This window comes from uncultured Kordia sp., from assembly GCF_947489565.1.
Classification (GTDB): domain Bacteria; phylum Bacteroidota; class Bacteroidia; order Flavobacteriales; family Flavobacteriaceae; genus Kordia.
In genome coordinates, this window is record NZ_CANLEA010000001.1 from 110440 (window position 1) to 131190 (window position 20751).

The following is a 20751-nucleotide window of genomic DNA, read 5'->3' on the forward strand; positions in this document are numbered from 1 at the left end:
AAAAGATGAAGAAATTAATTCTTATCATATTACTATGCTTTATGCAGTTGGCAGTTTTTGCACAAGAGCAGCCACGTATCGAAGCTATAAAAAATCAACTGGAAACACTTGCTGTTGACAATGTTGGATTGACAGAAAATGTAAAAACAGACATTAGCGTTAATGGCGCTACGCTCAGTAGTTTTTTATTGGCAATTGCAGATATTCACAAGCTAAATTTTAATATTTCTTCTGAATTAAATAGAATTTCAGTAGCAACTAATTTTCCAAATGTGACTGTTGGCGATTTGTTAGTCTTTTTATGTAAAGAACATGAATTGACGATTGAATTCACAGGAAATATTCTATCGATAAAAAAATACATCAAGCCTGTTGAAAAAGTTCAGCCAAAGACGATTCCGATGACGTATGATATGAAAAATGATCGTGTGAGTTTGGATATCAAATCAGATACTTTGTATACGGCTTTTAAAAAAATCATGGTTAAAACTGGAAAAAACTTAAGTTTCTCGCCTGATATTGAAAATAAATTAATCACTTTTTATGTAAAAGACACTTCGTTTGATACTGCCATGGAACAATTAGCCTATGCAAATGGACTTTACATGGAAAAGGCAAGCAATGGTTTTTACATCTTCGAAAGTGATGTGCAAGCTATTTCTGATACTCAAAATGGTGCTGTAAAACCACAAGTTAGAAGAAGAAAGTCAAATTTCAACTTTAAAGTTGTAGACAAACAACGAAAAATGATAGAAGTTGATTTTACCAATGTTCCTATCGATGCCGTAATTCACGACATTGGGAATGCTTTAGATATAGACGTGTTTACATCTACGCCGCTAACGACAGCAGGAACTGCAAGTTTTAAATCGAAACGTATTTATTTTGACGATTTATTAACGAAGATGTTTGAAAGTAATCAAAGTCAAAATATGATTGTGAATACGAACACAAATGCAAATAGAAAGAATACAAATCAACGAGGAAATCAAAACAATCAAGCATCCAATACTGCACAAGCATTTTTCACTTTTAAGAAAGATCGAAATATGTATATTTTTGGGACAGCAAATCAACTGAGTCTCCGAGAAATTTCTATCATTCCATTAATGCATCGTTCTATTGAATTATTAACCGATTCCAAAGGCAGTTATTCCACAAGAGCCAGAAATAGTAATGTAGGGCAAAATAATACTAATTTTGGAAACAGAAATCAATTCGATTCTTTTTCAGGTGGAGGCAATAACAATAGTAATAGACCTACGTTAAGTAAAACTGGACAGTCAAATCAAGGAAAAGGTTTGGCAAATAACAATAGAAGTCAAGCGGAAGCACTGATCAATATTTTACCTGCTGATTTAATTGCCGATTTACAGATTCAAGCTGATTTTGAACTCAATAGTTTTTATGTTAGTGGTCCAAGTTCCAGTGTAAAACGCTTTCGAAACTTTATTGAAAAAATAGATCAACCAGTTCCAGTCATTTTAATTGAAGTCATGCTGATTGATGTGAGCAAACTATCTGTGGTAGAAACGGGAATTAGTTGGGGAATTGGTGATGGACCAACACAAACGAGCGGAAGTCTTTTTCCAACAACCAATCTAACACTTGGTGCAAATACGGTAAATCGTGTCATTGGCGGATTTGATGGTTTTGGTTCGTTCAACTTAGGAAAAGTTGTGCCAGAATTCTTTGCCAATATCTCTGCGATGGAACAAGATGGTGATATTAAAATTCGTTCTACGCCAAAAATATCAACGCTTAACGGGCATCGCGCTACTCTGTCAAATGGAACAACATCGTATTATGCCGTTACACAACGTAATATTTATGGAACGGACAATCCGCAAACTTCAGAGATCACCAATTATTATCCGATTGATGCTGAATTAGGAATTTCTATAAAACCAATTGTTTCTGGCGACGGACAAGTAACGCTAGATATCTTTGTCATTCAATCTACGTTTGGAAATCGAATTGATGAAAATGCACCACCAGATATCAGTTCTAGAGAATTTAGATCTATCATAAGAATGCGCGACCAAGATATTGCAGTTTTGGGAGGAATTGAAGAAATGCAGAATAGAAATGAAGGAAACGGAGTGCCGTTCTTAGCAAGAATTCCAGTGATTAAATGGCTATTTAGCAAACGAAGAAGACAAAAATCTAAATCTAGATTAACAGTACTTATCAAACCTACGGTAATTCATTAATGCTAGATACATTAAAAACATATTTGCTGTACGGAAATACTTATTGCGGTATTGAGCACAATAGTCAATACACTATTGAGGCCATACTATTGCAAAAAAAGAAAAGTGAAGTTGTTATTGATACATCTTTTGTAGCTAAAAATATTGAAGAAATAGCGCAGCATTTGCCAAAAAAGCAACACGCTTTTTTAATTGTGAATAATGATGCAGTTTTAAGTAAATATATTGAAAGTAACGAAAAACAAAGCAATCGTTTACTGTTTGAAGCATTTCCAAACTTAAAAATCAAAGACTTTTACTATGAAATAGACTCGCATGGTAGTTTTCATAACATTGCTATTTGCAGAAAATCTACGGTAGATAAACTAGTGGAAGTTTATAAAAAACACAATATTACTATTATTGGTTTTTCGCTCGGAAATGCCAAGACCTCTTTTGTGAATGATTTTATAGAATCACCGACGTATTATACGTCCAATGCATTACTGACGAAAGAAGCTAACCAAATCACAGGAATTTCACTAGTAGATACTATTCCAGAACAATCGTATTTGGTAAATGGACTGGAAGTAAAAAACACACAATTACTGACTTTTGCAGGCGCGTTATCATATATGCTAAAGTCAAAAAACACAAGCTCTAATTTTGATGAAGAAGAAACAAAACTTGTTGAAGACTTTCATCAGAAACGTTTCTTTAGTCAATTTCTATTATTCGGCTTAGGCTTTATTTTATTGTTATTACTGTTGAACTTTTTCATCTTCAATTCCTACTATAGTGCTGTGGAAAGTATGAAACAAACTGCTGCTGTAAATGGCTCGCAAAAGGAAAGATTACTGAAACTCAAAGCTGTTGTAGATGAAAAACAAAAAACTGTAGACGATGTTTTAAAAAACTCATCTTCCAGAAGTTCGTATTATATTGATGCGATAGCAAATTCACTTCCAAATACGATTCAATTAGCGGAATTAAAGTATCAACCAATTACCAAGAAAATTAAAAAGAATACGGCTATTCGGTTGACGCAAAATACCATCATAATTTCAGGAATATCTACCGATAGTAACCTACTTTTCAATTGGATTCAAACACTAGAAAGTTTTGATTGGATTGTAAAAGTAACACCTGTAAATTATGGATCACAATCGAAGACAACTTCAGAATTCACCTTAAAAATAGAGATGTCTGATGAGTAATAGTCTTAAAAATAAATTACTTATCGGAGGATTTGTTGTCCTGCTATTTTTGTGCTATAAATTTGCCATAGCGAATACATTTACATTAAAATCTGAACATTCAAAACTGATACAAGAACAAAAAATATTTGAAAACACACCAAAACAAATCGCGCTACTCAAGAAAAAAGAACAATACTACGATTCGCTATTAACCAAATATAAAATTGGCGGTACATCTTTGCAGAATAACTTACTCAATGTAGTTACATCATTTTCAAAAGCTCACAACCTAAAAGTGATCGATTTTTTAGAACCACATGTATATGCTGAACAATCATTAACCATAAATACCTATTCATTTACAGTAGAGGGACATTTTAATAATATTCTACAACTTATCTACACACTAGAACAACGCACTAAATACGGTGAAGTTATTAGTGTTTGGTATGAAAAAAAGAAAAACTATCGCACTGGTAAATCTTATTTACAAGCCAAAATCGTATTGCAAAGTTTAGGATAATTAACCTCCCAAAACCGTCCCCAATTTAAACATTGGTAAATACATAGCAATTAATATAATTCCAACCATGATTCCGACAAAAACAATAATCAACGGTTCCATGATAGTAGACATCATTTTCGATTGGCGTTGGACTTGCTCATGGTATTGTATATTCAATCTGTCAAAAATAAACTCAGTCTGATTGGTTTGTTCGGCGACTTTTACCAAGGTAATCATCTTATCACTAAAAATAGGATGCGAAGCCAAACTTTCACTCAAAGTTGCTCCTTGTAAAATAGATTGTTCTACACTTTCTAGAGCATCTTGCAACGGATAAAAGTCAATCATCTTTTTAACCAATTGAATACTATTGATTACAGGGACTTTGGAAGCTGATAATAACGCGACAGCTTGTGTAAACTGTGATAAATACACCGTTTTGATAAAGTTTCCAAAGAATGGCAGTTTTATAAGAAATTTATCTTTAAATCGGCGATACCATTCTTGTTTATTGAATAAAAATCGAGAGGAGAATAAGGCAATCATTCCAACCAAAATAATGAAACCATAGGATTTCATAAATTCCGAAACGCTAATGATAAATTCAGTAATACCTGGCAATGCGACCTTATTTTGTTTGAAAATATCTTGAAACATTGGCACTACAAATTGCAACATAAAGAGCACTACTAAAAATGCGGTACTCAATACTATAATTGGATAGGTAAGAGCACTAATCACATCACGGCGTTGTTGATTCTTTCTGCCAAAAAAACTGCCCAATTGCTTTACAACTTCTGCTAAAGTTCCAGTTTCTTCTCCAATTTTAATAGAATAATATTCGTATTCTGTAAAGGCTTTATGTGATCGAATAGCTTCCGACATGCTTTGTCCATCAACCAAATCTTCAACGACAGTTCCAAGTATTTCTTTGGCCGCTTTTTTCTTTTGTGAATTATGCAGGAGTTCCAAAGCTTCTTTTAACGAAACTCCGGCACTTAATAAAACCGCCAATTCGGTATAAAAGTCTTCTTTGAGCTTATTAGAAAACCCTTTCCCGAAAAGGACAATTTCTTTCTTCAAAATAGAAGAGATATCCGATTGCTTCTTTTGGGAAACAGCTTTTTTTGGGCTGATATTTTCTAACTTAAAACTCATGGATTCATAAAGGTATTTGCAGTATTTCGCTTGTAAATAAAAATAGCAGCATTTCTAAATTCTTTTCCAGCAGTCAATTTAAACGCATCAATTTTATTAGAATTGGTTTCTACACCTTCAAAGTAAAATTTAGTATCTGTAACAACTACATCAAACGTATCGGTTGCTTTTTGAACCGTTGTTTTATCAAATCTATAACTCACTGTATCAATTTCGGAGATAAAATGAAGTGTATTCTCCAAGTCATCATACTGAATATGATTGGATCGATGGGCATCTATTGTTAATGATTGTTCTAATAAAGTCATACTTGTGGTATGCTGAAAGTTTGTTTTTATACCAAACATTTGCTTTTGTACAAGTTGTAACACAGAAAATGCAATGCCAACCACAATGACCGTAATCATGATCACGATGATGAGTTCACTGAGTGTAAAAGCAGCTATTTTGTGTTTCTGACTATTCATAATGTTCTATATGAATTATTTTGTTGGTTTCTTTATGCGAAGCTTCAAAAATGAGCTTTTTACCTTCTCGTGTTACAGAAATATACCAGTTCTCAAATTCATCATCATACGGAATTGCAATCTGATTATGAGTAGATAAATAAGTTAGCTCCGAAATATGCGTTTTTAAGGTGTCTGTATTTTGTCTAACGGTAGTATTAAATAGTGAATTCAATAAAAAAGTTGAAATCATAAACACTAGTACAATCAATACGGTGGCAACCAAAGTTTCCATCAATGTAGCGGCTTTTATTTTTTTTAGTACAACCATTTCACCACTTTATAATCGAGATTCTCAAAAGGAAAACCTACGTATTCATCTATCAATTCTGTACTTGAAATTACACCATTATAAATATGATTCTGATATACAGAACCATATTGTTTCGTTATAAATCCGCTAGTATAGATACTTCCATACACATTTCCTAACAATTCTATCTGTTGTTCACAATACAAAAAACCTTCAAGTGTTGTGTTTTCTTTTAATAGTACTTGCGGTTCAAATCGATTTTTAGTTTCGTTTTGTAAATAGCAAATAATACCTTTAATACTAGTGTTCTTATCTATAAAAATATGTTTTTTGAGTTCTTGGTTAGAAGGTACTTCTACATCATCTTTAGCAGTTAAGACAAGTGCGGAAGGATACGCTAACTCACAATTTTTTCCAACACTAATTTGTTTGCTAGTAATGGCTTGAAACGTTCCTTTGGTATTGGATTCAATCTCGATTTCTGGTGCAATCAAAATCACATCTTTTAAGCAGCTTGAAGCTGCCACTTTTATTTTTGTATCTGATCGAACTATAATATTTCCAACAAGCTTTACATCAAAAAGATCCAATTCGCCACGACTAAACACTGTTTTTACAGGTTTTGTAAATGAATTTGTGTAGGTTTTTCCTTGTTTGAGATTAATGTAAAGATCATCATCAGTTGGGAGCGGCATTTTTTGTAAAAAAGCCAGATGATTTTTTAATTGCTGCGAAAGTTTAGGAAGTGTTTCGTTACTTTTTAAAATAGTTCCATACACCAATTGACTTCCATAATACGAATTCCCAGAAATGGTTCCTGCTCTAACGCCTCTTGCCGGCAAATACGATTTTCCCTGAATTTTGGTATTACCAACGACAATCAAAGGACGATTTGTTTCTTTTAGATACAATGCAGTTCTATCTATATTGGATTGCCAACCACTCACCAAAGCTAGTCTTTCAAATCCTTTTCCTTTGGTTTCCGTTTGCGCATATACTTTTCCATAGATGCCCCAATAGCTTTTATGAAGTTTGGAAGTTCTATTTTTTTCTTCTTCTAAGAGATTAAAAACAGTATCTTTTTTTACTGAAAAATTAGTGAGTTCTGCAAATAGAACATGCTCTGTTTGCTGAATGGTTTCTATGAGTAGATTGGACTTTTTTTCAAATAACGAATGTGAATGGACCAGCACAATAAAAACAGATAGCAATACAGCAATAATGGCCGAAACCATAATAGCAAATTGTAACGCACCGGCTTTGATTTTGTGAAATTTCATACGCTATTTAGATACTGAAATAGTTTTTCGTTTTCCTTTAAAAGATATGGTGATTGACTTTTTATCTCCTTTCAAAAGTTTTACTTCTTGAATGGTTTTTCCAAGTTTAAAAAGTTGCTGCGTTCCACTAATATCAATGATGTAAATGTTTTCAGAACTTTGCTGTTTGGAAATTACACCTTTGTATGCAATTGGAGGAAAAACGACTGGATCTTTCTTTATGGTTGAAGCTTTTCTGCCTGTACTACTTGTACGCTTCTGTTGATACGGTTTTCCTAAAAAAGGATCACGATGTTCAGTATTAATACGAAAGGTATCCTTTTCAATAGTTTGTTTTGGTGTAAAGCGAATGTCAGTATTTGAAGCAAGCGCAGGCGAATCGTCTGGACTTAGTTTTGAAAAAATCTGATAGCCAATCGTTCCCCAAATCCCTAGTACAACAGTTAATAAGATATATGTCTTCCTTTTTTTTTTCATTATTCTAATGAAAATGTATTGATTGTATATGGTGTTATAGATTCACTATTTATAGCGCGAACACGCCATTGATAGGTGTTTCCAGCTTCTAGTTGAACTGAAATCGAATTCTCTGTAACTGTTGAATCTAGTTCTAACTGAAGAATATTTTCAAAATTGGGACGTACAACCTGTACTTGATAACTTTCTGCATCTTCCACTGTTTCCCAAGATAGAGTCAATGTTGTAATGTTAAGTGTAGCATTATCAGCTGGAGCAACAAGATTCACAGTATTAGAACTGATATCTGGAACTTCAGTAATATTAGCAAATGAATATGTTGTGTAAGGTGTTGCAGAATTACTGTTTTTTGCACGGACACGCCATTGATAAGAATTACCTACTTCTATATCTATCGAAATTGAATTTTCAGTAAGAGTAGAATCTAGTTCAAGTTGTAAAATATTCTCAAAATTGGGACGTACAACTTGTACTTGATAGTTTTCTGCATCTTCTACCGTTTCCCAAGACAACGTTAATGTGGTAATATTAAGTGCAGCGTTATCAGCTGGAGCAACAAGATTCACAGTATTAGAACTGATATCTGGAACTTCAATAATATCAGAGCAACTTATAAAAAAGAACATAACAAATATGCTGTATATATATTTTTTCATCTTTTCTTATAATTTAAAATAATCGTCTTTTTGAACTGCTTTTGAAGCTTTACGATGTGTATTTGGTGGACAACCTTCGGAACCACTGACAATATCAGTAATAACAAGTTTGTGTCTGTTATTTTCTTTCCAACAAAAACCTGAAGTTTGATACGCAAATACAACACTATTAGAAAGTTCTAGAATTTGTTTTTTTCCATCTAAAAAGACAAGTTGTAAACTAAATTTCTTAGAAGTGGATTGTACTAAAAAAACTTCTTCCGCCTTCTTTAGTAAACTAATATCACTTGCAGAAAATGCTACAGAAACACTCGTCACCATTTGTGCATCCTCCTTATTTTCTAAATACGAACGCAACCCTGTATTTTTTGAATTATTCAGCGCTGAGGTAATCGCAACACGATCTACAAATTGTAACAATGCATATTCGGGTTTTACTTTGACTGAATCTACATACGTAAGTGCTACTTTTTTTGTTTGTTCATTTGCTTTCGCGAAGGCCTTAAAAGTCTGTTTTGAAAACGAAACAGGTTGTACGCTCAACTTTATTTCTTTTTTAAAAGTAGGAAGTGCAATGCTCTGATACGAATGCGAAATTACGGTTCCGTTTGACAAACCAATAGAACCTAATTCGACATTGATTTCGGTAAGTTTTTGTGCTTTTTGATGTACAGAAATTGTTTTGCAACCAAACACTAAAAAACTAAGAAAAATAAGGGTTATTACTCTACGCATATAGTCAGTTTTATTCAAAGCTAACTAAAGATATCGGGATTGTTGAAAATAATATATAAGCGTCATTTTTTATCCAGAAACATAGGTTTTATCTTACATAAACATAGATTTGTACAATTTTTGCGCTACTAAGTAGCTTTTACTTATACTGCTATTTGAAGTGGCATTTTTAGTTCTTGATTCCGAATCATTTTGGATAACAAACGATTTTTTCGAAAACTTACAGGTAAAGTAATATCACCTTTCAAATGCACCAATCGGTATTTTAATTCGTATAATTTTATACACGAAAAGTTGATAAGATACGAACGATGAATTCGTATAAATCTAGTATTTTCCATGTTTTGTTCGTGATAGCCAATAGGTTTAGAACTAAGCATTTTTGAGCCATCTTGCAAATGCAACCAAGTATAACTTTCATTGGCTTCTATATATACAATGTGAGATTTGTGGATGTACGTTCCTGGGAGTTAATTTTTGGTTACAATTACTTATTCATCGCTCTTTCTTGAAAATAACGCTTATATTTATTAGGAGGATCAGCGCTGAAATTTAAGAAAGAGAAAATTTTTATAGCTAAAATAATATGATTTGGATTTAATTAACATAATAGACATATTATCTAACGACTTGAAAATAAATCAGGTAGATAAGATATGAATAGCGTAAGTGAATATAGATCAGCAAGTTCGAATTTTCGAACCCACTGTTTTAGGATTCATATTAGTTTTTGAAGGTATATAATTGACAAAAAAATCTATCTTTGAAATTCATTCTGTGATGCAAATCGCAAATACAAAATAATTCTGGTAGAAAGAGTGAAATAATTACGTTCTTTGACGTATTGAGAGATAAAAAAGGTAAAATAAGTATCTATTTTCCAATATAATTACACAGGAACCTTACAACAATAGTTTTTGTTGTATTCTAATCGTTCTTTGTTTGATTTACTTAAGACCAGTTTAGCTTTGGCAAGTTTAGGATTTTCATGCACCTCGCTGGGGGTATAAATTTTATGCTTGTTACAGGGCTTTTCGTCATTGTAATTCTCAACAAAGAAATCGAGTTCTTGATGTATGGTAGTAGAAAGTATCTTTTTGATTCTGAAATAATATGATTTCATAATCTTGTAGGGTCCTTCAACGATGGAGTTTGAAAACGTTACGTCTTTCAGCGCAATCTTTTTATTAATCGTAAGCTGACATTCTTGAATAAACTGATGAATGGTTTTGTTGTTGTTCTCAGTTCCACCATCAACGATAAGGTCAAGGGAACGATCTTTCAGATCAACACCAAACTCTTTTTTGATGGCTTTCTTTACTGTACCGGTTCTTATACTTGCAGATTTTTGTGTAGAAATGTCATAAGAAATAATCTTACGAGAGAAGTTGTCAACCACGGTATATATGTAAAAGGTAATATTATCAAATGTCTTGTACTGAGAAATATCCATGTGCCACGTTTCATTGGGACGAGAGGCATCATACGAACCACGTTTACGTTTGATCTTTTGTGGTTTTCTAGCTTTTGAAAAGCCAAGTTTACGAACGTACTTGTACCATGTAGACTCAGCCATAGAGATAGCACCGTCACGAACAGCTTTACCCCAGACCGAACGAATACACCAAATCTTGTACTTAGGATTGTTCATGTAGCGTTTTAAGGTATTAATTTCCAACGAAGAAATTTGATTGGGTCTTCGTTTAAAGCATTGACCAATAATAGAGGTATTACAATAGGAAGCACGTTCATTGAGCCAAATCATGTACTTATGTTTAGAAATACCAAGAAAACGAAGTAAGATATGCTTACTGATAGGAAAGTCATCTGAGATATTCTCAAAGGCATTAAGAAAAACATCTTTGTTATTTTTGATAAGTTTCACCAAATTCTCTTTACCAATCAGATTAATGATAGTTATATAGAGTCGTGCAAATTGCACAAAAGCTTTTCTGCTAAACATTAAACGTTGATCAAGAAATAACTTTGTGTCATCTAAAGAGCTTTGAATCTTATCAGCGAATTCCCCACCAATATACTTTTGTGGGTCTTCCCTTCTCCAGTAGAAGGATGTACTTCGTGAAATGTCTTTGGTAAATGAATATGGAAGGACTTGTTCGTGGATGCCAAGAGCATATGATGTTTTGACATCGGAATGATACTTTTTATAAATCTGCATGTTCAAAAGAAATAAAAAAGGAATAAAAACTAAAATCTCTCAATATGAAAATCGAATCTTCCTCGATTCGAAAATTCGAACCAAAATAAGGAAAAATACTACTGGTTCGATGCCTAAGAAGGGTCTAAAAAACAGTTAAGTCTCTAAAAATCAAATTAATGTGGTTCGATAATTGACTAAAAGGGGGAGCAAATAAACACCTCTTGAAACTACAAAATCATGATCGAAAATTAGATCAGAAAACAGTCATGATTTTAGATGTCTGTAGAAGAGAATATTGAGCCTTGAAAATTTCATTAACATTTTTTTAACAAGAAATAACATCGTTTTTTGGTTAAAATTCGACGCTTATTTGAAAAATTCGACGCTTACAAAATAATGTTGCAACGAATAAGAAAGATAGTTTCCTTTAATACACAGATACAATACTCAACTGCCAATTTCCCCAACCCATTTAAGAGAGTTATTAACTAAAAACACATTGCATGATGATTCAAAAAAGACAAACCTCAAGGCAGGGCATAACTGATCATAGAAAATACATTCGTATCGGTAGTAAGCATCAAGGAGACTACATTGAAAAGACAAACATTTTATATGTAGAAGCTTGTGAGAGCTACTCATGGCTATATCTTAAAAATGGTTCAAGAATACTTAGCTGTAAAACTATTGGATTTTATGAAGCGCTTTTTTCAACAGAAAATTTTATACGTATTCATCGTTCGTATTTAATTAATCTTTCCTATTTAAAATTGTATGAACCAAAATATAGAATCATACACCTTAAAGGCGAGATTGTTTTACCAGTAAGTCATCGAAAGAATCGCTTAATTTCAAAGATGATAAGTAATAAAGAAACAAATACACCATTTAAAATAGCAGTATGATGCTTCTTGTAAAAGTAGGATTAAACAAAAGCATGAAGCTTTTTAAAAATAGAAAATCACTCAATAAAAAAAGCTTATTCAATATATTTTTATAAATAGTTTAGGTAAGCTTTTTTTAAATAATTACTAAAAGTAGTGCATCAATCCTGATAATCAGGACAACCAAAACATCTCTTTTTTTCAGAATCAAACTGATAAGTAAGTGATAGTTCATATACACCGCCAGTTCGACCAATTTGAGAAGTATTAAAATCATACGATATTCCAAATCGGAAATTGGTATACTGCAATCCTGTAAATGTGTTTACCGAAGTTAACAAATGACTGTTTCCACTATTTTTTCCGGGATTTGTCACTAAAGTAGATCCTACAAAGAAACGCCCAACAGACAATGAAGTTCCCAAATCAAATCGGTTAAAACGACCTTGATGCATATAATTTCCTGTGAGTAATAAACGAGTTTCAAAAGTTAAAAAACTAATATCTATAAAATCAGTAACTAAAAATTCATATCCTGCACTGACGGAGAAAAATGTTTCCAAAGGTGAATTTCCACCAAGGGTAAGAGAAATATTTGGTCGGTTTAAATGTTTGGCAGAAACGCCAATCCAAGCATTTTCGGTATTAAATAACAATCCCGCAGAAATATCCCAAAAACCAATGGCACCATCACTATCAAAGAAAATTGCATCGATAGACGTAGGACTAATAGTGTTTGTTTGAATATTAATTTGATCTTCCAGCAATAATCCTTGGAATCCAATATTTTTCCAACCTCGACCAAATTCCAATCCCGGTCTAAAATACCAGTCTTCTCCAAGTTGTACTTGATAAGCATAATTTACATTTACTTGTGAAAAAGTATATCCGCTTTGGCTTTCACGCTGATTTAAAAAACTAACACCAACACCACTATTTGCTTCAGCAAACCAAGTGCTTGCAAAACCATAATTCGTATCGATTCTAAAACCTAAAGCTGGCCATTGCGTTCTGTGTATAATTCCTATATGTGTGGTTTCTAAAAACCCAGCAAATCCAGGGTTTAAGGTTTGTGGTACCAAAAAGTATTGTGTAAAAATAGGGTCTTGTGCTTTCATTTGAGGAACAAAGCATAAACCAATAATAAAAAGGCATATTTTTAATTTCATACTGTAATTATAAGATTAATGTAAGTGGTCCGTTTTCACGAACAATTGTTCCAAAAAATGTTTTAGCAGTAAATGTATAATAGTAATTTCCGTTTTCGACGAATTCTCCTTTCACCTTTCCGTCCCAACCTTGTACATTGTCTCCGGTTTCCGAATATATCAAGCTTCCCCATGTATCATAAATGTTTAATTCCATAGAATCCAGCCCAATAAAAACAGGTCTGAAACGATCGTTTAAACCATCATCATTTGGAGTAAAAGCTGAAGGCATGATCAATTTATATCCTTTTTCAATAAGCAATGTAATGACTCTTGTATATACACAGCCTTCTGGGAATGTGACCGTTTGTACAACGGTATAACCACCAGGAGCTGAGTAGGAATGCACGGGGTTTTCTTCGTTAGAAAAATTCCCATCGCCAAAATCCCAAGAAATATTTGTGTAATCTCCTGTGGTTGTGTTTGTAAATTGTATCGGATCTATTTGAGAATAAATTCCAAAGGTTTCAAAAGCAGTAGAAGTAGTGGTAAAATCTGGATTGCTATATTCAGGAATATCGACTTCAAATGTATAACTGCTTATACAACCTAATGCATCAGTTGCTTCTAAAATGACCAAGCCATTTTGTGAAGTTGTCATCATTTCATTATTAACACCTGTCACAATTCCGCTTGACCAATTTAAAGAAAATGGCGGAACGCCACCGGAAGGTTGTGCTGTAAAGGTTTGGCTTGCTGTGAAAGTTTCACAATTCACAACAGTTTCTGTGGTAACATCAATTACAATGGCTGGTGGACGAATAATAGTATACGTTTCAGAAGCTTCACAACCATTTGCATCTACAACTGTAACGAAATAATCTCCTGATGTTATATCATCTAAATCTTCGGTAGTTTCTCCATTTGACCAACTAACCATAAACGGTTCAGAGCCTCCAGAAATTATTAAATTAATGGCTCCCGAACTCGCATCGTCACAATCCAAGGCATTGGTTATATTGGCGGATAAAGTTAATTCGGCGGGTTCAATAATAACAAATGTTTCCGTAATTGTGCAGGGCGTTCCATCTACAATAGTAACGGTATATGCGCCAGGACCTAGATTATTACGTTCTACACCTGCATTTGGATCATCTGCCCATGCAAACTCGATAGGGTCTTGTCCACCTTGAAAATTTAAATTGATACTTCCATCGTTTGCTTCAAAACAAGAAATCTGTTGCACAACGGGTTCAATAGTAAATATAGGCGGCTCAGCAATAGTAACCGTCACAGAAGCAGTACAATTATTAGTGTCGGTAACCGTAATGGTATAATCGCCTGCAGATAAATCGGTTTGACTTAATCCTTCTCCAAAATTACTCCACTCAATAGTATATGAGCCCGATCCGCCAGTAATATCTGTAATTGTGATAGAAGCATTGTTATCACCAAAACATAACAATTCAGTAGAAGTAAAAGAAATAACAATCTCGTCAGGTTGTGTCAATACCACACTTAAGGAGTCAGTACAACCGTTTTCATCTGTCACAATAAGATCATAAGTTCCACCTTCTAAATTGCTTATATTTTGATCTGTGCTTGTATATCCATTCGGACCAGTCCAAGCATAGGTATATTCAAATACACCAGGAGCTGTTTCTGTAGGCGTTCCTCCAGTGATGTTGATATCAATTGCTCCTGAAGTTTCTCCAAAACAAGCAACATTAGTCTGACTTACCAAGGAAGCTATTAATTCGTCGGGTTCTGTAATTACAAATGATTGGGTTATTGGACCACAACCATTCGCATCTGTAACGGTTAGTTCATAGGTTGCGGCAGTTAGGTTTGAAATATCTTCATCCATAGAAAAAGCAACACCATTTCTGGTCCAATTATAAACATAATCGAGTGTTCCACCTGTAATTGTAACCGCAATTTCACCGTCATTTTCTCCAAAACAACTAATCGGATTTTCGGTGTCTACCGTAAGTATCAATTCGTCAGGTTCCGTAATTGTATAGGTTTCTGAAAAAGGACAACCGCCTTCATCAGTGACTGTCAACGTATAATCACCAGGAACAAGATTGGAAATAGTAGCGTCACTTGAAGTAAATCCATCAGGACCTGCCCAAGAAATAATATAGGGCGCTCCAGAAGTAAACGGTACGCCACCAGTGATATTGGTAGCAATCTCACCATTATTTGCAGCAAAACAATCAATTTGAGTAATATTGATATTGGCAGAAATTGCAGGGTTGATCGTAATTTCTATCGTAAAAGGAGTTCCATTACAAATCCCAGCAGTTGGTGTTACGGTGTATGTAACAACCGCCGGAGAAGTAGTAATATTTGTTAAAGTTTGACTGATATTTGTTTGTGGCGTAGTTTCGGCACTTGCGCCTGTAATACTTCCAGCAGGTGTTATTGTTGGAGCTGTCCACGTATAGGTTGTATTTGTTGGAACAATATCTCCGTTAGAAGTATCTGGTGTAATTGTAAAACTATTACCGCTACAGATTGTTTCCAAAAAATTACTCACACTCGGAGTTTCATTTACAATAATTTCAGCAGTATTTGACGTAATTTCTGAGCAACCACCTGATGAAAACGTAATAATACAATAATAGTATGTTATTCCTTCTGAAGAAATGTTTGGTGTGTAAGAATCAGTAGTTTCACCAGCAATAGCAGTTCCAGTAGTGGTATCATCAACGGTGTTAGAATACCATTGATACATTGGAGCGCCAACTCCATTGGAATAACTTATGCTTAACACATTTACGGTATCCGCAGTACATAATTCCTGCGATTGTGGTTGTGTGTCTATTTGTGGTCCAAGATTTATAATAACTTCTGAAGGATTACTCGTAGCCGTACAACTTTCACTAGCTGATTGTGAAACCACGCAGTAATAATACAATGTACCTACAGTAGTTGTTGGAGGTGTAAAAGTAGCATTTGTTTCGCCTGTAATTTCTGTTCCGCCAACATTGCTATTTGTGGTATTGCTAAACCATTGATAGGAAAATGTTCCCAAACCACCAGAAGCTTGTACTTCTATGTCTTGTGGAACACTATTTTGACAAAGTGTTTGTGTTGCTATCGGTTGCGCATCAATCACAGGAGCATCCACAACTTCTACTTCTGCAACATCACTTACGATAGAAGTACAACCACTTCCTGTAAACGATAGTGCTACATAGTAATAAAAAGTTCCTGCTGTTGTATATATTGGCGGAGTGTAATCAGCATTTGTAGCGCCTGCAATAGCAGTTCCTCCTGTGTTACTGTTGGTTGTATTGCTAAACCATTGATAAGAAACAGCGCCTGTCCCATCTGCGAACGTGACTGATAATGGACTATCAATAGTACTTCCTACACATAAACTTTGTGTTGTTGTTGGTTGATCCACGATAGTTGCATTCGGTGTCACAGTTACTAACGCAGTTTGAGAACTGAGTAAGGAACAGCCACCAGACGAAAATGTAATTTCACAATAGTAATAAATCTGGCCTACGATATCTGTTGGCGGTATATAATCAGCATTGGTTGCACCTGCAATTAGTGTTCCGCCTGTATTACTATCAACAGTATTACTATACCATTGATATTGTGGAGTGGCTGAGGTATTTCCTAAAGTAATGCTCAATGTGTTTGGTGTTCCATCTTGACAAACCGTACTTGGTTGTGGTTGCATGGTCACTTCTGGAGCGGCATTTAAAGTAATTTCAACCGTAAAAGGCGTTCCAGCACAATTTCCAGCTGTAGGAACTATTGTATAGGTAACTGTTGCAACAGCATCGGTTGTGTTTGTCAAAAATTGACTAATTTCTGTTTGTGGAGTAGTTTCAGCAGTTGCTCCAGTAACACTTCCCGCAGGAGAAATTACAGGAGTTGTCCATGTATAAGTTGTATTCGTAGGAACCGTATCTCCATTGGTATCATCAGGAGTTATTGTAAAACTATTACCACTACAAAGTGTTTCACTAAAGTTACTGATACTAGGTGTTTCGTTCACAATAATTTCCGCAGTAGTAGAAGTGACTTCTGGACAACCGCCAGACGAAAAAGTGATAATACAATAATAATAAGTTGTTCCAATAACAGAAACATCAGGTGTATATGAATCGGACGTTTCGCCCATAATCGCAGTTCCAGAAGTTGTATTGTCTACAGTATTGGAATACCATTGATACGTAGGTGTTCCTACACCATTTGTATAGCTCACCATAAGTGTATTTACTGTATCTCCTATACATAACTCTTGTGATTGTGGTTGAGAGTCGATCAACGGAGCCGCACTTACAATAACCTCTGAAACATCGCTGATAACGGTACAACTTTCGCTTGCAGCTTGTGAAATTACACAATAATAATACAATGTGCCTACAGTAGTTGACGGTGGCGTAAACGTCGAATTTGTTTCGCCTGCAATAGCAGTTCCGCCAGTAGTACTATTTGTGGTATTGCTAAACCATTGATAGGAAAATGCACCCAAACCTCCAGATGTTTGTACTTCTAATATTTGTGATGTTGTATTTTGACAAAGCGATTGTGTCGCTAGCGGCTGTAGATCAATAACAGGTAATGCTACTACAATAATTTCTGAAACATCGCTAACTACATCATTGCAACCACTTCCTGCAAAGGATAAAACTACATAATAATAGTAATTTCCAGCGGTGGTAAATATTGGTGGTGTATAATCAGCATTGGTAGCACCTGCAATAGCAGTTCCTCCTGTGTTACTGTTGGTTGTATTGCTAAACCATTGATATGAAACCATTCCAGTTCCATCTGCAAATGCAACGGATAATGGACTAGTAATTGTGCTCCCAACACATAAACTTTGTGTGGTGCTTGGTTGTGAAGTAATACTTGCGTTTGGAGTTACTTCAACTGCTGCTGTTTGAGAGTTTAAGGAAGAACAACCACCAGATGTAAAGGTAATTTCACAATAATAATATATAGTTCCGACAGTATCTGTTGGAGGCACATAATCTGCGTTAGTAGCTCCTGCAATTGGTGTTCCGCCCGTATTACTGTTGGTAGTGTTGGAAAACCATTGATATTGCGCTGAAACTCCAGAAGTCACAACGCTTAGTGTATTTGGTGTTCCGTCTTGACAAACGATGCTAGACTGTGGTTGCGTGGTGATTTCGGGTGCAGGATTTACCGTAATGATAAAATCTACAGCAGCACCTTCACAATCTCCAATAGAAGGCGTTACGGTATATGTTACTGTTCCAGATGAGGTATTACTTGTGGTAATAATCTGTGAAGGAATTATGTTTGAAGTCCCAGATGTAATAAAACCACTAATTCCTGCCGTTGCCGTTGCCGTCCATGTATATGTAGTACTGGTATTGCTAGACATTAAGTTAATTTCGGTACTTGAAGCTCCAGAACAAATATCTTGCATTAAATCGGTATTTGTAATTACAGGAACTTCTTGAATCGTAAATGTCTCTGTGGCAATTTCTGAAACACCACAATCATTGGTTACTTGTAACGAAATTGTATAAGTGCCGGGCGTAGGATAGTCAATAGCTCCAGGAGATTCTAAATTAGACGAAGTTGTATTTGCTCCTGGGAATAACCAAGAATAGGTAACAGCACCTACATTATCAGTACAAGTTTCAATAACCGCGCTAGGATTGATGGTATTTGAATTACAAAGATCGGCTATAGGATTGATGCTTACTGTTGGCGGTTGTTTGACAATCACTTGTTGTGAATTGCTTTGACTTCCGCAAGCTTCATTGGTTCCAGTTAACTGAATTGTATAAGTTCCAGGTGTTACAAAATTGAATGATGGATTTGCTGAAGTGGCCGAAGTTCCATTGGTAAAACTCCAATCTTCAGGAGCAGTTCCACAAAAATCGGATGTATAGGTAACTTGCCACAGATATTCTGGCGCTTCACAACTAGTAGATTCATCAGTATTGTTGGTTGTAGTCACAGCCAAAGGTGTACAGCCATTATCAGAACTCAAAGTAAATTGTGGATCTACAGGAGCTTCAACGCAAATAGTTTGCGAGATTACATCAATTGCACATGTATTTCCAACTGTTTGCGTAATGGTGTAATTTCCTGGTTGTGTAAAATTGACACATAAATTTTCAGAGCCTGAAATCCAAAGATCAGGATTGGTAGACCCAAAATCATCTCCTAAAGTTCCACTACTTATGGTATAGGTATTTGGAGTTATTTGCCATGTAATGTTTGGATTTGTGTCACAATCACTATTCGTACCATTGGTGGCATTTCCCATAGACAAATCTTCAAAACAAACTTCCGTATTCGTACAGGAAGGTTCTGTAGGAAATGAAAAATCGGCTACTGGATCTGATGAAACTAGAATAGGAGCCACGGTTGCTGTAGATGTTGCACACAAATTGGAAGCAGAGATAGTTGCAGAAAAAGAGTTCATAAATCCGCCACTAGTCGTTCCACAGGAAGTCACATCAAATTGATGCGTTATTGAGGATGGAGGCGGATGTGTAATAGCTGGTAAGGTAGTTCCATCACTAAAAACTACGGTGTAGGTTGTAGATGCTGGATTATTTTCAAAACCTGTAATTTGAAACGTAAGAGCACCGCCCGAACAAATTGTTGTATTTCCTGGTGTATCAAATCCAATTCCTGGTGTGGAACCCAAAAATACAGTGTATTCCTGTACCGTTGTACAACCATTATTCCCTACAATTGTATAGGTAAGCGTATAGGTTCCTTGATTATAATCATGTGTTAATAAATTCCATGTAGTTCCTGTAAAAGGTGCGCTTCCATCTCCCCAATCAATGGTATAATTGGAATTCAATGTTGAAGCTGTGGAAGAAGCATTGGTAAATGTAAACGTAGCAACTGGATCACCATCACAAATACTAAATAAAAACTGACTAGGTTCTGCTCCATCACCATTCATGGCAGGATCAGGACCTTCTGTAACATTAATGGTAATTGTTTGCCCAGTCACCATACTATTAGTTCCAGTTTGGTCTTGAACATTTGTTAAAACGTAGGTAATCATTCCTGAAAAATTCGTAGTAGTAGTTAACGTCACACTGTCCTGACCTGGCGCAGTACTAATTGTTCCAGAGACTCCATTTCGTGTGTAGGAAAACGTATACGGAGCAGTTCCTGCAGATCCTGTAAAGGTAATCACAGGCGAATCATTGTATTGACATACAGTTGTATCATCCACACTAATGGTTGCATTAGGCATCATTGCGGAGTGTGTGTTTTCAGTAATAGACGGCGAGGCACTATTTTTTTGTAAGGCAAAGCAAATCAAAAACAGCGCAAATAAGTATTTATTGCTCATAAGTAGGTTTTTCTTTTGTCAAACGAAATATTCAATTGGCATCTAAAACATATCCTTTAACATATTAAAAGTACTTAATATCTTTTGGTTAATATCAGAAATATGTTAAAAAATAATTAATAACCTGTTCATTTTCAAAATAATTCAATAAAGCGCATTTATTTTTGCGGATTTCCATATTTCGGGTGCTTTTTACAATTCCTTAACATGATTCTGTATTTATTAATGTTAAATTAATTAGAATGCTGTCACTATGAAACCTCAAAA

Annotated in this window: 15 protein-coding genes; 4 read left to right on the forward strand and 11 right to left on the reverse strand. The window is 34.8% G+C overall.

Annotated features, from left to right (window positions below; genetic code table 11):
* Window positions 1-5 precede the first annotated feature (5 nt).
* The 3 genes from Q0845_RS00490 to Q0845_RS00500 are packed head-to-tail and all read left to right on the forward strand — an operon-like array spanning window position 6 to window position 3914.
* The gene (locus Q0845_RS00490; RefSeq protein ID WP_298507501.1) at window positions 6-2213 is read left to right on the forward strand and encodes a general secretion pathway protein GspD; all 2208 of its coding nucleotides are present in this window, start codon (window positions 6-8) and stop codon (window positions 2211-2213) included.
* Window positions 2213-3409, forward strand: a complete 1197-nt coding sequence (locus Q0845_RS00495) for a hypothetical protein (RefSeq protein ID WP_298507504.1) — start codon at window positions 2213-2215, stop codon at window positions 3407-3409. The genes Q0845_RS00490 and Q0845_RS00495 overlap by 1 nt, the downstream gene beginning before the upstream one ends.
* Window positions 3402-3914: a hypothetical protein gene (locus Q0845_RS00500; RefSeq protein WP_298507507.1), complete on the forward strand. Its 513-nt coding sequence runs from the start codon at window positions 3402-3404 to the stop codon at window positions 3912-3914. The genes Q0845_RS00495 and Q0845_RS00500 overlap by 8 nt, the downstream gene beginning before the upstream one ends.
* Here Q0845_RS00500 and Q0845_RS00505 read toward each other — a convergent pair whose 3' ends face one another.
* From Q0845_RS00505 to Q0845_RS00545, 9 genes are all read right to left on the reverse strand, one after another.
* On the reverse strand, window positions 3915-5054 hold the full coding sequence (locus tag Q0845_RS00505; RefSeq protein ID WP_298507510.1) for a type II secretion system F family protein: 1140 nt from the start codon (window positions 5052-5054) through the stop codon (window positions 3915-3917). It lies immediately after the preceding gene.
* On the reverse strand, window positions 5051-5521 hold the full coding sequence (locus Q0845_RS00510) for a hypothetical protein (protein ID WP_298507513.1): 471 nt from the start codon (window positions 5519-5521) through the stop codon (window positions 5051-5053). Before Q0845_RS00510 ends, Q0845_RS00505 begins: the two co-directional genes overlap by 4 nt.
* Window positions 5514-5831: a hypothetical protein gene (locus Q0845_RS00515; protein WP_298507515.1), complete on the reverse strand. Its 318-nt coding sequence runs from the start codon at window positions 5829-5831 to the stop codon at window positions 5514-5516. The genes Q0845_RS00510 and Q0845_RS00515 overlap by 8 nt, the downstream gene beginning before the upstream one ends.
* Window positions 5819-7093 (reverse strand): hypothetical protein, encoded by a 1275-nt coding sequence (locus tag Q0845_RS00520; protein WP_298507517.1) that lies wholly within the window; start codon window positions 7091-7093, stop codon window positions 5819-5821. Before Q0845_RS00520 ends, Q0845_RS00515 begins: the two co-directional genes overlap by 13 nt.
* 3 nt (window positions 7094-7096) lie before the next feature.
* A complete protein-coding gene (locus Q0845_RS00525; protein WP_298507520.1) occupies window positions 7097-7570 on the reverse strand; it encodes a hypothetical protein in 474 nt (157 codons plus the stop codon).
* A complete protein-coding gene (locus tag Q0845_RS00530) occupies window positions 7570-8226 on the reverse strand; it encodes a hypothetical protein (RefSeq protein WP_298507524.1) in 657 nt (218 codons plus the stop codon). Before Q0845_RS00530 ends, Q0845_RS00525 begins: the two co-directional genes overlap by 1 nt.
* Window positions 8227-8232: 6 nt before the next feature.
* Complete coding sequence (locus Q0845_RS00535) at window positions 8233-8961, reverse strand: hypothetical protein (protein ID WP_298507526.1); 729 nt, start codon at window positions 8959-8961, stop codon at window positions 8233-8235.
* 143 nt (window positions 8962-9104) lie between these two features.
* A complete protein-coding gene (locus Q0845_RS00540) occupies window positions 9105-9416 on the reverse strand; it encodes a LytTR family DNA-binding domain-containing protein (RefSeq protein WP_298508757.1) in 312 nt (103 codons plus the stop codon).
* A 434-nt stretch (window positions 9417-9850) separates the two neighbouring features.
* A complete protein-coding gene (locus tag Q0845_RS00545; protein WP_298507529.1) occupies window positions 9851-11140 on the reverse strand; it encodes a DDE-type integrase/transposase/recombinase in 1290 nt (429 codons plus the stop codon).
* 485 nt (window positions 11141-11625) lie between these two features.
* On the opposite strand from Q0845_RS00545, the gene Q0845_RS00550 reads away from it, so the two are divergent.
* Window positions 11626-12027: a LytTR family transcriptional regulator DNA-binding domain-containing protein gene (locus tag Q0845_RS00550; protein WP_298507531.1), complete on the forward strand. Its 402-nt coding sequence runs from the start codon at window positions 11626-11628 to the stop codon at window positions 12025-12027.
* A 140-nt stretch (window positions 12028-12167) separates the two neighbouring features.
* Here Q0845_RS00550 and Q0845_RS00555 read toward each other — a convergent pair whose 3' ends face one another.
* Together Q0845_RS00555 and Q0845_RS00560 are read right to left on the reverse strand one after the other, a co-directional pair.
* On the reverse strand, window positions 12168-13175 hold the full coding sequence (locus tag Q0845_RS00555) for a PorP/SprF family type IX secretion system membrane protein (protein ID WP_298507534.1): 1008 nt from the start codon (window positions 13173-13175) through the stop codon (window positions 12168-12170).
* A 7-nt stretch (window positions 13176-13182) separates the two neighbouring features.
* A complete protein-coding gene (locus tag Q0845_RS00560; RefSeq protein WP_298507537.1) occupies window positions 13183-20484 on the reverse strand; it encodes a PKD domain-containing protein in 7302 nt (2433 codons plus the stop codon).
* Between the last annotated feature and the right edge of the window lie 267 nt (window positions 20485-20751).